The 13,723-nt window shown below is 67.3% G+C and carries 16 protein-coding genes; 13 read left to right on the top strand and 3 right to left on the bottom strand.

What is annotated here, in order from left to right; translation table 11 throughout:
- Positions 1-6 precede the first annotated feature (6 nt).
- Positions 7-666 (top strand): TetR/AcrR family transcriptional regulator, encoded by a 660-nt coding sequence (locus G6N35_RS03845; RefSeq protein ID WP_163803045.1) that lies wholly within the window; start codon positions 7-9, stop codon positions 664-666.
- Here G6N35_RS03845 and G6N35_RS03850 read toward each other — a convergent pair.
- A complete protein-coding gene (locus G6N35_RS03850; protein ID WP_163803046.1) occupies positions 632-847 on the bottom strand; it encodes a hypothetical protein in 216 nt (71 codons plus the stop codon). The genes G6N35_RS03845 and G6N35_RS03850 overlap by 35 nt on opposite strands.
- A gap of 248 nt (positions 848-1,095) precedes the next feature.
- Positions 1,096-1,779: a GAF and ANTAR domain-containing protein gene (locus G6N35_RS03855; RefSeq protein WP_246224196.1), complete on the bottom strand. Its 684-nt coding sequence runs from the start codon at positions 1,777-1,779 to the stop codon at positions 1,096-1,098.
- Between the two features lie 85 nt (positions 1,780-1,864).
- On the opposite strand from G6N35_RS03855, the gene G6N35_RS03860 reads away from it, so the two are divergent.
- A complete protein-coding gene (locus tag G6N35_RS03860) occupies positions 1,865-2,917 on the top strand; it encodes a hypothetical protein (RefSeq protein WP_163803048.1) in 1,053 nt (350 codons plus the stop codon).
- Between the two features lie 66 nt (positions 2,918-2,983).
- On the opposite strand, the gene G6N35_RS03865 is transcribed toward G6N35_RS03860, so the two are convergent.
- Positions 2,984-3,481, bottom strand: a complete 498-nt coding sequence (locus tag G6N35_RS03865; protein ID WP_163803049.1) for a DUF1990 domain-containing protein — start codon at positions 3,479-3,481, stop codon at positions 2,984-2,986.
- 95 nt (positions 3,482-3,576) lie between these two features.
- On the opposite strand from G6N35_RS03865, the gene G6N35_RS03870 reads away from it, so the two are divergent.
- From G6N35_RS03870 to pdxT, 11 genes are all read left to right on the top strand, one after another.
- On the top strand, positions 3,577-4,191 hold the full coding sequence (locus G6N35_RS03870) for a PaaI family thioesterase (protein ID WP_163807453.1): 615 nt from the start codon (positions 3,577-3,579) through the stop codon (positions 4,189-4,191).
- A complete protein-coding gene (locus G6N35_RS03875; protein WP_163803050.1) occupies positions 4,188-4,613 on the top strand; it encodes a TIGR02611 family protein in 426 nt (141 codons plus the stop codon). Before G6N35_RS03870 ends, G6N35_RS03875 begins: the two co-directional genes overlap by 4 nt.
- An 84-nt stretch (positions 4,614-4,697) precedes the next feature.
- Complete coding sequence (gene thrS / locus G6N35_RS03880) at positions 4,698-6,749, top strand: threonine--tRNA ligase (RefSeq protein ID WP_163803051.1); 2,052 nt, start codon at positions 4,698-4,700, stop codon at positions 6,747-6,749.
- Complete coding sequence (locus tag G6N35_RS03885; protein ID WP_163803052.1) at positions 6,742-7,296, top strand: ATP adenylyltransferase; 555 nt, start codon at positions 6,742-6,744, stop codon at positions 7,294-7,296. Before thrS ends, G6N35_RS03885 begins: the two co-directional genes overlap by 8 nt.
- Complete coding sequence (gene pgsA, locus G6N35_RS03890; RefSeq protein ID WP_163803053.1) at positions 7,293-7,955, top strand: phosphatidylinositol phosphate synthase; 663 nt, start codon at positions 7,293-7,295, stop codon at positions 7,953-7,955. Before G6N35_RS03885 ends, pgsA begins: the two co-directional genes overlap by 4 nt.
- A gap of 17 nt (positions 7,956-7,972) precedes the next feature.
- Positions 7,973-8,911, top strand: a complete 939-nt coding sequence (locus G6N35_RS03895; protein WP_246224546.1) for a phosphatidylinositol mannoside acyltransferase — start codon at positions 7,973-7,975, stop codon at positions 8,909-8,911.
- Complete coding sequence (locus G6N35_RS03900) at positions 8,911-10,035, top strand: glycosyltransferase family 4 protein (protein ID WP_163803055.1); 1,125 nt, start codon at positions 8,911-8,913, stop codon at positions 10,033-10,035. The genes G6N35_RS03895 and G6N35_RS03900 overlap by 1 nt, the downstream gene beginning before the upstream one ends.
- Positions 10,036-10,072: 37 nt before the next feature.
- Positions 10,073-11,113 (top strand): NUDIX hydrolase, encoded by a 1,041-nt coding sequence (locus G6N35_RS03905; RefSeq protein ID WP_163803056.1) that lies wholly within the window; start codon positions 10,073-10,075, stop codon positions 11,111-11,113.
- Between the two features lie 176 nt (positions 11,114-11,289).
- Positions 11,290-12,210, top strand: coding sequence for a pyridoxal 5'-phosphate synthase lyase subunit PdxS (pdxS, locus tag G6N35_RS03910; RefSeq protein ID WP_163803057.1), 921 nt, complete (start codon positions 11,290-11,292; stop codon positions 12,208-12,210).
- A gap of 5 nt (positions 12,211-12,215) precedes the next feature.
- Positions 12,216-13,061 (top strand): acyl-CoA thioesterase II, encoded by an 846-nt coding sequence (gene tesB / locus G6N35_RS03915; RefSeq protein WP_163803058.1) that lies wholly within the window; start codon positions 12,216-12,218, stop codon positions 13,059-13,061.
- On the top strand, positions 13,058-13,651 hold the full coding sequence (gene pdxT / locus G6N35_RS03920; protein ID WP_163803059.1) for a pyridoxal 5'-phosphate synthase glutaminase subunit PdxT: 594 nt from the start codon (positions 13,058-13,060) through the stop codon (positions 13,649-13,651). The genes tesB and pdxT overlap by 4 nt, the downstream gene beginning before the upstream one ends.
- The last annotated feature ends 72 nt before the right edge of the window (positions 13,652-13,723 follow it).

The following is a 13,723-nucleotide window of genomic DNA, read 5'->3' on the forward strand; positions in this document are numbered from 1 at the left end:
TGTTCGGTGGCGCCTAAGGTCGAGCCGCGTCGCCCGCCGGGCGGCAGCCAGGTTCGTGCCGACCGCACCCGCGACCGGGTCCTCGACGAGACGGTGCGGTGCGTGGTCGGGGAGGGGTTCGCAGCGGCCAGCGCCAAACACATCGCCGAGCGGGCCGGCGTGACGTGGGGCGTGGTGCAGTACCACTTCGGTGATCGCGATGGTCTGCTGATGGCCGTGGTAGATCGCGGATTCGGCGAACTGCTGGCGTCTCTGCGCGCCCTGCCGCCGCCGTCAGCCGCGCTGAGCCGCCGCGAACGAGTCCAGTTGCTGGTCGACGAGGCCTGGCGCGTCTTCTCCAGCGAGAATTCGCGCGCTTCGCTGGAGATCCTTATCGGTACCCGCGCTATGCGCGACAAGCGGGGCACCCGGCATCTGGTCGAATTGCACAGCGCGATAACCGATCTGAGTCACGAGATTGCCGACGGTCTCGAAAATCCGCATGCCGCGGCGATCGGCGATCTGATCTGGGCCACCATGCGAGGTTTGGTGATCTCCCGCCTCGTCGTGGCAGCTCAGGTGGACGCGACCCGGGAACTGGCAGCGCTGGTGGAGGTGGTCACCTCCTACCTCGACCAGCACACCGACGCGATCAGTGTCCCGGACTGGCCGGTGCCTCCGTCGTAGTCGTCGCGGTCGACACCACCGCAACCGCCGACGGGCTGGGGGTCGGGAAGACCACATACGGTCCGTTGCCGGCCACCACATTGCCCCTCGGTGGTGCAGCACTGTCCACCACGGACACCACACCCATCAAAGCGATTGCAGCACCGCCGATTACCACACCGGTCATCCGTGTTGCCTTCATGCGCAGCCCCTTTTCCTAGCTGATCGTCATGGTCTGATTCGAGGGTAGATCCGTGATTGACGAGGTAGTCCGGTCGGCAGAGCGTTTGACGCACCTGCACAGCTCTCAGCCATCTGACAGCTGCTCTCACCGGCGGGAAAGCTCTCTCTCCCAGCAATTTCCGAGCCAACCGAACCCTGTGCGGCAGCGGTTTTACAGCAACAGCACTGAGACGTGACAGCAACGTGTGGCGCCTTTGCGGGCGTCTTTCAGTGCGAGTCGGACTGCGCGGCATCAATGAGGCGTGCGGCTACGTCGGCCAGCGCCGTATTGGTGTCGTGGGACAGCGTGCGCAGCATGTCGAAGGCCTGGCCGGCGTCGAGGTGGTAGCGCTCCATGATCATTCCCTTGGCCTGGCCGATGACGTCGCGGCTGGCCAGCGCCTCCTGGAACTGTGCTTCGCGGCGCGCGGCGTCCCACACCAGCGCGGTATGGGCGGCGAACAGCGAGCCCAGCTTGCGCGTGTGGCCGTCGAAGGCACCCGGTCGGTCGGCGAACACGTTGAGTGAACCCATCGACCTGTCGCTGACGAACAGCTGAAAGCCCATGATGCTGCGCACCGGGGTGTTCGCGAGCGCCTCGGCCCGGAACCGCGGCCAGCGGGTGTCGGCGTCGAGATCCTCGACATGCACGGTCTTGTTGTGCCACGCCGAGGACAGGCATGGCCCTTCGGATAGCCGGCGCTGGATTTCGTCGAGCACGACCGCACACGGATGGGTGGCCGCGGGTGTGTCGACGGCCGAGCCGCCGGAGGTCACGGTGACATTGGCGTAGTCCACCCCGGGCAGCTCGGCGGCGGCGTGCTCGGCGAGTTCGGCCACCACACCACCGTGGCGGTTCCGCCGCTGATACAGCGTTCGGGCGATTTCGGCGATGCGCGCGGGTACATCCATCGGGTCTGGGTGATCATCAACCGACATGGCTGTGCCATACCCGCCGCGATGGGCGGTTCAACACCGGCGTGAGTGGAGATTTTCGATGACTGATCGCACCAGGCCCCGGCGCGGCCCCATCACCCGCAATGCCCTGGGGCCGACGTCGGCGGAGGCATTCGTCATCGTCGCCATCGCCACGATCTTGCTGACCAGGCTCTACCTGCAGCTCACCGGGTATCCCCAGATCGGTGGCGGGGACCTGCACATCGCGCATGCGTTGTGGGGTGGGGCGCTGATGATGCTGGCCCTGTTGACCGGGTGGCTAGCACTGGGGTCCGGCGTGCGCATCCTGACCGTGGTGATGGGTGGAATCGGGTTCGGGTTGTTCCTCGACGAGGTGGGCAAGTTCGTCACCAAGGACAACGATTACTTCTACGGACCGTCCGCCGAGATCATGTACGTCCTGGTCTGCCTGATCCTGGTGGGGGCGCGTCTGGTGCGGGTGGTCCGCCCGCTCAGCGCCCACGAATGTCTGGCCTCGGCCACGGCCATCGCCGCTGACGGGGTGGCCCGCGGCCTGGCCGATCACCGCCGCGAGATCGCGCTGGGCCTGCTCGACCAGGCTCGCGCCGGGGGAGCGGCAGAAGCGGACGTCGAACACGTGCGGGCGCTGCTGCTCTCCGCGGGACGGGCCAGTGACCGGCTCTACCGGTTGCAGCAGTGGGCGCCGCGCTTGATCCCCACCGTGTTTCGCAACCCCAAGTGGGTGCCGTGGGTGGGCTGGCTGTTGGTGGCCGGTGCGCTGTTCGGTCTGTTCTTCCACACCCTGGGCATCGCACTGGGCGACAACTTCTACGAAGAGAAGCACGTCAAGATTCATCTGGCCGGCAAGAGTCCGGCGACGATCATCCTGCTGATCACCGCGGCGCTCACCCTGGCGATGGCGCTGCCGGCGATGATCGCTCTGCGCCGCACCACCAAGGTGTGGCCGTTGCGCCTGCTGCGCAGCGCGGCGCTGGTGTTCACCTTCCTGACCGCTCTGGTGGACTTCGCCACCGAAGGTTTCGCGGCGCTGATCACGCTGTCGATCGGCCTGTTCGGATTGGCGATCCTGTCCTATCAGCTCGACGTGGCCACTCGGGATGAGGCGCGTTGAGCGTGCATCCCGGGCGAAAAAATCAGTGAGATCCCGCCGTGGGTGCACACTCGACGTTCCGCGCTCTCACAGCACGGACAGATACCGCCGGGTGATCACCCGCTGCACTACCGAGGCAACCGGCGCCCCGACCTGGCTCCACCACGTCGCCGGTCGCGAGAACGCCACCACCTCGGCGTGCACCGAATCGTCGGCCGGTTCGTAGCGAACCCCGAACATCTCCTCGCCGGCGACCGCATGGCCGGGCAGGCTGCCATAGGCGAAACCCCGGCGGTTCTTGTCGTCGACGACGTAGACCACCCGACAGGGGGCGACGAACGGCCCCAGCTTGCCCAGCACGTCGGTGCCGACCTCGGCCACCTCAGTGGTCGCGGTCACCCGCAGGCCGGCGCCGCGCAGCATCCCGTACCGCAGCACTGTCGCGGCGGCCTGCTCGAACCGGTCACGGCCGCGACCGATTGGTGCAGACAACCGGACATGGTGATAACCCGCGGGAAGCTGGCCGAAGGTGGCACCCACTTGGGTGTAGGTCAACGGCTGTCCGGCCAGGTCGCTGAGCTTCACCCGATCCACCATGCCACCGACGCACGTACCGTCGTCAGCAGGGCCGTCCAGCCGGGGCGGCTTACGGTAACCAGGTGGCAGACGACATGACCGTGATGGGCGCGACCCACCCAGGCGGCGGGTTCAACCCGCCCGTACCGACCGCCAAAGGCGGGCCGGACTACGGCAGATTCATCGACGCAGTCCGCGATCTTCAGGATCTGGCCCGCGGCGCGGACGCACCCGATGATGTCGTCAGCCGGGCCGCCGCGCTGATCGAAGAGGCCTGCGGGCTGCTGGGCCCCTACGAGGCCGACGAATGGAGCACACCATCGGGCCGTCGTACCGACCTGCCGATGCGTGGCAACATCCTGAGCATTCCCAATCACGTGGACCCCTGCGAAGACGGCCGCTTGCGCGGCTGGGCCCGCTTCCGGCGGTTCCATCTCGGTCGCAACGGCGCCGTGCACGGCGGCATCATCGCCCACCTCTTCGACAGTGTGCTCGGCAAGACGTCATTCCTGCTCACCGGCGGGCCGTACCAGCGCACCGCCTATCTGCATGTCAACTACCGCCAGATCGTGCCCATCGAGAAGGACTTGCAGGTCGAAGCCGGTGTGCTGCGCACCGAAGGCCGCAAGATCTTCGTCGACGTGCGGCTGTCCGACGGTGACACCGTCCTCGCCGAAGGAGAAGGCCTGTTCGTGCTGCTCAAACCGGGACAACCGTGAAGCGATCGGTCAAGCGGTTCACGCAGGCGTGGGCACACCGACGCGACCGGCTCCGAGACCGTCCGGTGGCCGACTTCGTTTACCGGGTGGCCGTCGGGGTGGTCGGGGTGGCCGTCCTGCTGGTCGGGATCGTGGCGATCCCGTACCCCGGGCCGGGCTGGGCCATCCTGTTCGTCGGCCTGGCGATCCTGGCCACCGAGTTCTATTGGGCGCACCGCACCCTGACGTTCACCCGGGGCCGCTACAACACCGCTATGGCCTGGTTCAAACGGCAGGGATGGTGGGTGCAGGCCCTCGGGGCGGTCTTCACCGCCGCGATCGTGGTCGCCACGCTGTGGCTGTTCGGCGCGGTGGGGTGGACGGCAGGGCTGTTCGGACTGGAGCACCCAGCCCTGGACAGTCCTATCGGCCTCGGAGCGTGACCGCCGCACCGATAGCATGGTCGCGACCGACCGCGAGGCCTCGCGGTGGTCCTCCCTGTCCCCATTGACCGAAAGAGCACCGTGATGAGCGCCCCCGCGACGACCGCCCCAGCAGCCCCGATCCGGGTTCCTGCCGGGACTACCGCGGGTGCGGCTGTCCGCGATGCCGGCCTGCCCAGCCGCGGCGAGGCCGACGCCATCGTGGTGGTGCGCGACGCCGACGGGAAGCTCCGCGATCTGAGCTGGGCGCCGGACGCCGACGCCGAGGTGGTCCCGGTCGCCGCGAACACCGACGACGGCCGCAGCGTCATCCGGCACTCCGCCGCCCACGTCCTGGCGCAGGCGGTCCAGGAACTCTTCCCGCAAGCCAAACTGGGCATCGGCCCGCCCATCACCGACGGCTTCTACTACGACTTCGACGTTCCGGAGGCATTCACCCCGGAGGATCTCGAGAAGCTCGAAAAGCGGATGCGCGCCATCGTCAAGGAAGGCCAGCTGTTCGCCCGCCGGGTCTACGAATCCAAGGACGAGGCCAGGCGCGAACTCGCCGCCGAGCCCTACAAACTCGAACTGGTCGACGACAAATCCGGTGACGCCGACATCATGGAAGTCGGCGGCGACGAGCTGACGGCCTACGACAACCTCAATCCCCGCACCCGCGAACGGGTCTGGGGCGATCTGTGCCGCGGGCCGCACATCCCCACCACCAGGTACATCCCCGCGTTCAAGCTCACCCGCAGCTCGGCGGCGTACTGGCGCGGCGACCAGAACAACGCCAGCCTGCAGCGCATCTACGGGACGGCCTGGGAGTCCCAGGAGGCTCTGGACGCCTACCTGGAGCTGCTGGAAGAGGCTCAGCGTCGAGACCACCGCAAGCTCGGCGTGGAACTGGACCTGTTCAGCTTCCCCGACGAACTCGGTTCGGGCCTGCCGGTGTTCCACCCGAAGGGCGGCATTGTGCGCCGCGAGCTGGAGGAGTACTCCCGGCGCAAGCACATCGAGGCCGGTTACGAGTTCGTCAACACCCCGCACATCACCAAGGAACAGCTCTACATCACCTCGGGGCACCTGGAGTGGTACGCCGACGGCATGTTCCCCCCGATGCACATCGACGCGGAGTTCGACGAGAACGGTGCGCTGCGCAAGCCCGGGCAGGACTACTACCTCAAGCCGATGAACTGCCCGATGCACCACCTGATCTTCCGGTCGCGTGGGCGTTCCTACCGGGAGCTTCCGTTGCGGCTCTTCGAGTTCGGCACGGTCTACCGGTACGAGAAGTCCGGTGTGATCCACGGTCTGACCCGGGTGCGCGGGATGACACAGGACGACTCGCACATCTACTGCACGCGCGAGCAGATGCGCGACGAGCTGTCCTCGCTGCTGCGGTTCGTGCTCGACCTGCTGGCCGACTACGGCCTTTCCGACTTCTATCTCGAACTCTCGACCAAGGACCCCAACAAGTACGTGGGCTCCGACGAGGTGTGGGAGGAAGCCACCGACACGCTGCGCGAGGTCGCCGAAGCCTCTGGGCTGGAACTGGTTCCGGATCCGGGCGGCGCGGCCTTCTATGGCCCGAAGATCTCGGTGCAGGTGCGTGACGCGCTCGGGCGCAGCTGGCAGATGTCGACGATCCAGCTGGATTTCAACATGCCCGAACGATTCGAGCTGGAGTACACCGCCCAGGATGGGTCGCGTCGGCGCCCCGTTTTGATCCACCGCGCGCTGTTCGGATCCATCGAGCGATTTTTCGGCATCCTCACCGAGCACTACGCGGGCGCCTTCCCGGCCTGGCTGGCTCCGCTTCAGGTGATGGGTATTCCCGTCTCCGATGATCACGTGCCCTATCTCCAGGACCTCGCCGCCGAACTGCGTTCGCACGGTGTGCGGGTCGACGTCGACTCCAGTGACGACCGGATGGCCAAGAAGATCGTCAACCACACCAACCAGCGGGTGCCGTTCATGCTGCTGGCCGGTGATCGTGACGTGGAGGCGGGCGCGGTGAGTTTCCGGTTCGGTGACCGCACCCAGATCAACGGGGTGCCGCGGGCGCAGGCGGTGGCCGCCATTGTGAAGTGGATCGCCGAACGGGAAAATGCCGTTCCCACAGCCGAATTGGTGAAGGTCGACGGTGACTGACGACCGCGAGGCCATCACCGATCGGGGGGTGGGGGAGCCGGACCGCCTGCAGCGGTTGTGGACCCCGCATCGGATGAGTTACATCGTCGAGGTCCCCGCCCAGAAGACGTCCGCGGAGCCCGCGCAGCCGTTCACCCACATCCCGACGCTGTCCGACGAGGACGGCCTGGTGGTGGCGCGCGGTGAACAGGTCTACGCGGTGCTCAACCTCTACCCGTACAACCCGGGGCATCTCATGGTGGTGCCCTACCGGCGGATCTCGGAACTGGAAGACCTCACCGCCGAGGAGAGCGCCGAGCTGATGGCGTTCACCCAGAAGGCAATTCGCGTCATCAAGGCCGTCTCCAGCCCGGACGGCTTCAACGTCGGCCTCAACCTCGGCAAGTCGGCAGGCGGCTCGTTGGCCGAACACCTGCACATGCATGTGGTCCCGCGCTGGTCGGGCGACGCCAACTTCATCACGATCGTGGGTGAGACCAAAGTCATCCCGCAGCTGCTGCGCGACACCCGGGCATTGCTCGCCACCGAGTGGACCAACCAGCCGTGAGCGATTTCTATTTGATGACTCGCGCGGCGTACACCAAGATCAGTACGCCGGTGGCCAAGGCGGCGCTCACGATCGGGCTCACCCCCGACATCGTCACCATCATCGGGACCGCCGGCTCGGTGCTGGCGGCGCTGATCCTGTTCCCGATCGGGGTGCTGTGGTGGGGCGCGGTGGCCGTGTTCTTCTTCGTGCTCGCCGACATGCTCGACGGGGCGATGGCCCGCCAACGTGGCGGTGGCACCCGGTTCGGAGCGGTGCTCGACGCTACCTGCGACCGGATCAGCGACGGCGCGGTGTTCTGCGGCCTGCTGTGGTGGGCGGCGTTCGGTCTGCACAGTTCGTCTCTGGTGGTCGCGACGCTGATCTGCCTGGTCACCTCGCAGGTGATCTCCTATATCAAGGCCCGCGCCGAGGCCAGCGGCCTCGACGGTGGCGGTGGCCTGATCGAACGGCCCGAACGCCTGGTGATCGTGCTGGCCGGTGCTGGCCTGTCGGACTTGCCGTTCTTCCCGATGCCGATCCTGCTGCACATCGCCATGTGGCTGCTGGCGGTGGCCAGCCTGGTCACCGTCGGTCAGCGGGTTCATTCGGTGCGTAGTTCGCCCGGGGCGATGGACAAGATCGAGCCCGCTGCCGAGACGGGGAGTGCCGAGCAGTGATCGCACGACCCACCGCCCTGCTCAGGGCGCCGCTCAACCGGCTGCCGTCCGGCGACAACCTCGCGGACTGGGGATACGCCGCAGGCTGGCGGGTGGTGCGCACCATGCCGGAATTCCTCGCCCGCAATGCTTTTGACGCCGGCGCCCGCTACGCCGCCCTGGGCGGTGGGCCCGAGCAGTTGCGCAAGAACCTGGCTCGGGTCATCGGGACCACGCCTGCCGACGTGCCGGACTCGCTGATCCGCGCTTCGCTGGCCTCGTATGCCCGGTATTGGCGGGAGGCGTTCCGGCTGCCGACGATGGATCTGGAAGCGCTGGCGCTGCGGCTCGACGAGCTGGTGATCGGTGCCGAGCATGTCGACGCCGGCTATGCGGCGGGCCGGGGCGTCATCCTGGCCCTGCCGCACAGCGGCAACTGGGATATGGCCGGGGTCTGGCTGGTACACCACAGCGGAACGTTCACCACCGTGGCCGAGCGGCTCAAGCCGGAGTCTCTCTACCGCCGCTTCCTGGACTACCGGGAGAGTCTGGGTTTCGAGGTGCTGCCGCTCACCGGCGGCGAGCGCCCGCCGATGGAGGTCCTGGCCGAACGGCTGGAAGCCAACCGCGCGGTGTGCCTGATGGCCGAGCGTGATCTCACCCGGTCCGGTGTTCAGGTGGATCTCCTGGGCGAGCCGACTCGGATGCCGGGCGGTCCCGCCAAGCTCGCCGTCCAAACCGGTGCCGTGCTGCTCCCCGCGCACGTCTACTACCAGGGCCCGGACTGTGTCGTCCAGATCGGGCCGGCCCTGGACTGCTCGAGCGGGGACGTCGGCGTCATCACCCAGCTGCTTGCCGACGAGTTCGGCAAGAACATCGCCGCCCACCCCGAGGACTGGCACATGCTGCAGCCGCAGTGGCTGGCCGATCTGTCGGCGCAGCGGCGGGCCCGAATACAGGGAGACGGGCCGAGCTGATGCGCATCGGCATGGTCTGCCCGTACTCGTTCGACGTTCCCGGCGGGGTGCAGTCGCACGTGTTGCAGCTTGCCGAGGTGATGCGCGAGCGCGGGCACGACGTCAGCGTGCTGGCGCCGGCGTCGGCTGACGTCGACCTGCCCGACTACGTGGTTTCCGGTGGCAAGGCCGTCCCGATCCCGTACAACGGCTCGGTGGCCCGGCTACGGTTTGGACCGGCTACCCACCGCAAGGTCAAGAAGTGGCTGGCCCAGGGTGAGTTCGATGTGTTGCACCTGCATGAGCCCAACGCGCCCAGCCTGTCGATGCTGGCCCTGCAGGCCGCCGAAGGCCCGATCGTCGCGACCTTTCACACCTCCACGACAAAGTCGTTGACGCTCAGCGTCTTTCAGGGAATTCTGCGGCCTTCGCACGAGAAGATCGTCGGCCGTATCGCGGTGTCGGACTTGGCCCGGCGCTGGCAAATGGAGGCGCTCGGCTCCGATGCCGTCGAGATTCCCAACGGCGTGGACGTGGCGTCGTTCGCGGACGCGCCATTGCTCGAGGGCTATCCCAGGGCCGGCAAGACGGTGTTGTTCCTCGGCCGCTACGACGAGCCGCGCAAGGGCATGGCGGTGCTCCTGGGCGCATTGCCGGCCCTGGTCGATCGCTTCGAGGACCTCGAGGTGCTCATCGTCGGCCGCGGCGACGAGGACGAGCTTCGGGACAAGGCCGGCGATCTGGCCGGACATCTGCGCTTCCTCGGCCTGGTCGACGACACGACCAAGGCTTCGGCGATGCGCAGCGCCGACGTCTACTGCGCCCCGAACACGGGCGGGGAGAGCTTCGGCATCGTTCTGGTCGAGGCGATGGCTGCGGGTACGGCGGTGGTGGCCAGCGACCTCGACGCCTTCCGTCGGGTCCTGGTCGACGGCGAGGCGGGCCGGCTGGCCGCCGTCGAGGATTGCGACGCGCTGGCCGAGGGACTGATCGCCGTCCTCGAGGACGACGCGCTGCAGGCCGGTTACGTCGAGGCGGCCAAGGTGGCGGTGCGGCGCTACGACTGGTCGGTGGTGGCCGATCAGATCATGCGGGTCTACGAGACGGTGGCGGGGGCGGGCATCAAAGTGCAGGTGGCTAGCTGATGGCGGGCTGGGGCGGAGCGACTCGGGGGATCGACTAATGGCGGGGCCGCTGTATTGGTCGCTGACTGCGGTTCTGGTACTGGTCCTGGTGCTCAGTGCCGCATGGGCCTACCAGACGGCCAATCGGTTGGACCGGCTGCACGTCCGCTACGACCTGTCCTGGCAGGCTCTCGACGCAGCCCTGGGGCGACGTGCGGTGGTGGCGCGCGCTATTGCCGCCGATGCCTACCGCGGTCGCCCTGAAGGTAGGCGACTGGCGGCACTGGCCGATGCGGCCGAACGCACACCGCGGACATCCCGCGAAGCCGCCGAGAACGAGCTGTCCACCGCGCTGGCGATGGTCGACCCGTCGGCCATTCCGGTGGCCCTCGTCGCCGAGCTGGCCGACGCAGAAGCCCGGGTACTGCTGGCCAGACGATTCCACAACGACGCGGTTCGGGACACCCTGGCGCTGCGGGAGCGACGTCCGGTGCGATGGCTGCGCCTGGGTGGGACCGCTGCGCTGCCGAGCTATTTCGAGATCGCTGAGCGGGCGGGTCAGAGCGCCCCCGCGGCCGCTGACAGCAGTTCGGTGGACCAGCGCACCTCCGCTCGGGTGGTGCTGCTCGACGACGAGGGTGCGGTGCTGTTGTTCTGCGGCTCGGACCCGGCCATCACCGACGGCACCGCGCCGCGATGGTGGTTCACCGTCGGCGGTGAGGCGAACCAGGGGGAGCGGCTGGTCGATGCTGCCGTCCGCGAGATCGCCGAGGAGACCGGGTTGCGTGTCGACCCGGCGGCGATGGTGGGCCCGGTCTGGCGGCGCGACACCGTCATCGATTTCAACAACACCGTCGTCGCGAGCCAGGAGTTCTACTTCGTGCACCGCACCCGCCGGTTCGAACCGGTCGTCACCGGCCGCACCGAACTGGAACTGCGCTACATCCACGGCCACCGGTGGTGCGATACCGCCACGATCGAAGAGCTGGCCGCCGGCGGTGAAACCGTATACCCGCTACAGCTCGGTGAACTGCTCGCCGAGGCCAACGCGATGGCCGACGCCGGGGCCGGGCACCGCGAGCTGCAACCGATCCGCTGAACCGCCCTCGACGGCGACGACCTGCCCGGTTGCGGTAACCTCACGCCCATCGCGGGTGCGCTCCGGACGTTCGGAGAACAGAGCGGCCCGCGTCGATACAGGTCCGCTGAACGGCGGAATTATTCAGTTTGGGTTGGCCCATTACACTGGATCCGTATCAATAGAAGGGACTGACAGTGGAAACCGCAGCTGGACGCAACGGCTCGGGTAGCCACGCGCAGACCGGTACGGCCCGGGTGAAGCGCGGGATGGCCGAGATGCTCAAGGGCGGCGTCATCATGGACGTCGTCACCCCCGAACAGGCGCGTATCGCTGAAGGCGCCGGCGCGGTCGCGGTGATGGCACTCGAGCGCGTCCCCGCCGACATCCGCGCCCAGGGCGGCGTGTCCCGGATGAGCGACCCGGACATGATCGACGGCATCATCTCCGCGGTCACCATCCCGGTGATGGCCAAGGCCCGGATCGGGCATTTCGTGGAGGCGCAGATCCTGCAGAGCCTCGGCGTCGACTACATCGACGAGTCCGAGGTGCTGACCCCGGCCGACTACACCAACCACATCGACAAGTGGAAGTTCACCGTGCCGTTCGTGTGCGGTGCGACCAATCTGGGCGAGGCGCTGCGCCGCATCACCGAAGGCGCGGCGATGATCCGCTCCAAGGGCGAGGCTGGCACCGGCGACGTATCCAACGCCACCACCCACATGCGCAAGATCGGCGGCGAGATCCGCCGGCTCACCTCGCTGTCCGAGGACGAGCTCTACGTCGCTGCCAAGGAGCTGCAGGCCCCCTATGACCTCGTCGTCGAGGTGGCTCGGGCCGGCAAGCTGCCGGTGACCCTCTTCACCGCGGGCGGTATCGCCACTCCGGCCGACGCGGCAATGATGATGCAGCTCGGCGCCGAGGGTGTCTTCGTCGGCTCCGGCATCTTCAAGTCCGGCAACCCGGCTGAGCGTGCGGCTGCCATCGTGAAGGCGACCACGTTCTACGACGACCCCGACGTACTGGCGAAGGTATCGCGTGGTCTGGGTGAGGCCATGGTGGGCATCAACGTGGAGGACATCGCTCAGCCGCACCGGCTCGCCGAACGCGGCTGGTAGACCGGGTGGCAATCGAGGAGATCCTGGATCTCGAACAGCTCGAGATCAACATCTACCGAGGTGGGGTGTTCAGCCCCGAATCCGGTTTCCTGCAGCGCACTTTCGGTGGACACGTGGCCGGGCAGTCACTGGTGTCGGCGGTCCGCACCGTCGAGCCGAAGTTCCAGGTGCATTCGCTACACGGATACTTCCTGCGGCCCGGTGATGCCACCAAGCCGACGGTGTACATCGTCGAACGACTGCGCGACGGGGGCTCGTTCGTCACTCGCCGGGTCAACGCCGTCCAGCACGGCGAGACCATCTTCTCCATGTCGGCGTCGTTCCAGACCGACCAGAGCGGTATCGAGCATCAGGACGCGATGCCCGAGGCGCCGCCGCCCGACGACCTGCCCGGCTTCCGCAGCCGCGGTGAAGTGTTCGACGACGCCAGTTTTGCGCAGTTCGCGGAGTGGGATGTCCGCGTCGTGCCGCGTGACGAGGTCACGGTCGTTCCCGGTAAGGCATCCCAGCAGCAAGTGTGGTTCCGGCACCGGGACCCGTTGCCTGACGATCATGTGCTGCACATCTGCGCGCTGGCCTACATGAGTGACCTGACGCTACTGGGCTCGGCGCAGGTTCATCATGTCGAGGATCGCAAGCACCTCAACGTGGCCTCGCTGGATCACGCCATGTGGTTCATGCGGCCGTTCCGGGCCGACGAGTGGTTGCTCTACGACCAGTCCTCGCCGTCTGCGTGCGGCGGACGCGCGCTGACCCACGGTCGGATCTTCAACCAGTACGGGGAGATGGTGGCCGCCGTCATGCAGGAGGGCCTCACCCGCTACCAGCGGGGATACCGGGACGGGCAATGAGCCGACGTATCGGTGTGCTGGCCCTGCAGGGCGACACTCGCGAGCATGTCGCTGCGCTACGCGAGGCCGGCGCACAGGTCTCGACGGTGCGCCGCCGGTCCGAACTCGACACAGTCGACGGTCTGGTGATCCCCGGTGGTGAATCGACGGCTATGAGCCACCTGCTGCGGGTTTTCGATCTGCTCGACCCGCTGCGCGAACGGTTGGCGGCTGGCCTGCCTGCTTACGGGTCATGCGCGGGAATGATCCTGTTGGCCACCGAGATCCTGGATGCGGGGGAGCCCGGGCGTGAAGCCGTCCCGCTCGGCGGTATCGATATGACCGTGCGGCGCAATGCTTTCGGTCGTCAGGTCGATTCCTTTGAAGGCGATATCGACTTCGAGGGCTTGGACGGTCCCGCCCATGCGGTGTTCATCCGCGCGCCGTGGGTGGAGCGGGTGGGTCCCGAGGTCCAGGTGCTCGCCCAGGCCGGCGAACATATCGTCGCGGTGCGTCAGGGCGCGGTGTTGGCAACGGCATTTCATCCAGAGATGACCGGAGACCGGCGGGTGCACAAGCTCTTCGTGGACATCGTCGCCGGCGCCGTCTGAGCAAGGCCCTATCGCCCCAATTTGTCGATTGACGTTTATCCGACGTCAATGTGGGCAGCCACCTGTTGCCGT

The organism is Mycolicibacterium anyangense, assembly GCF_010731855.1.
In the GTDB taxonomy this organism is placed as follows: Bacteria; Actinomycetota; Actinomycetes; order Mycobacteriales; family Mycobacteriaceae; genus Mycobacterium; species Mycobacterium anyangense.

Coding starts and splice junctions, on each gene's coding strand:
- G6N35_RS03850 (WP_163803046.1), bottom strand. CDS start 847: ATGAAGGCAACACGGATGACCGGTGTGGTAATCGGCGGTGCTGCAATC.
- G6N35_RS03855 (WP_246224196.1), bottom strand. CDS start 1,779: ATGGATGTACCCGCGCGCATCGCCGAAATCGCCCGAACGCTGTATCAG.
- G6N35_RS03860 (WP_163803048.1), top strand. CDS start 1,865: ATGACTGATCGCACCAGGCCCCGGCGCGGCCCCATCACCCGCAATGCC.
- G6N35_RS03870 (WP_163807453.1), top strand. CDS start 3,577: ATGGGCGCGACCCACCCAGGCGGCGGGTTCAACCCGCCCGTACCGACC.
- thrS (WP_163803051.1), top strand. CDS start 4,698: ATGAGCGCCCCCGCGACGACCGCCCCAGCAGCCCCGATCCGGGTTCCT.
- G6N35_RS03900 (WP_163803055.1), top strand. CDS start 8,911: ATGCGCATCGGCATGGTCTGCCCGTACTCGTTCGACGTTCCCGGCGGG.
- G6N35_RS03905 (WP_163803056.1), top strand. CDS start 10,073: ATGGCGGGGCCGCTGTATTGGTCGCTGACTGCGGTTCTGGTACTGGTC.
- pdxT (WP_163803059.1), top strand. CDS start 13,058: ATGAGCCGACGTATCGGTGTGCTGGCCCTGCAGGGCGACACTCGCGAG.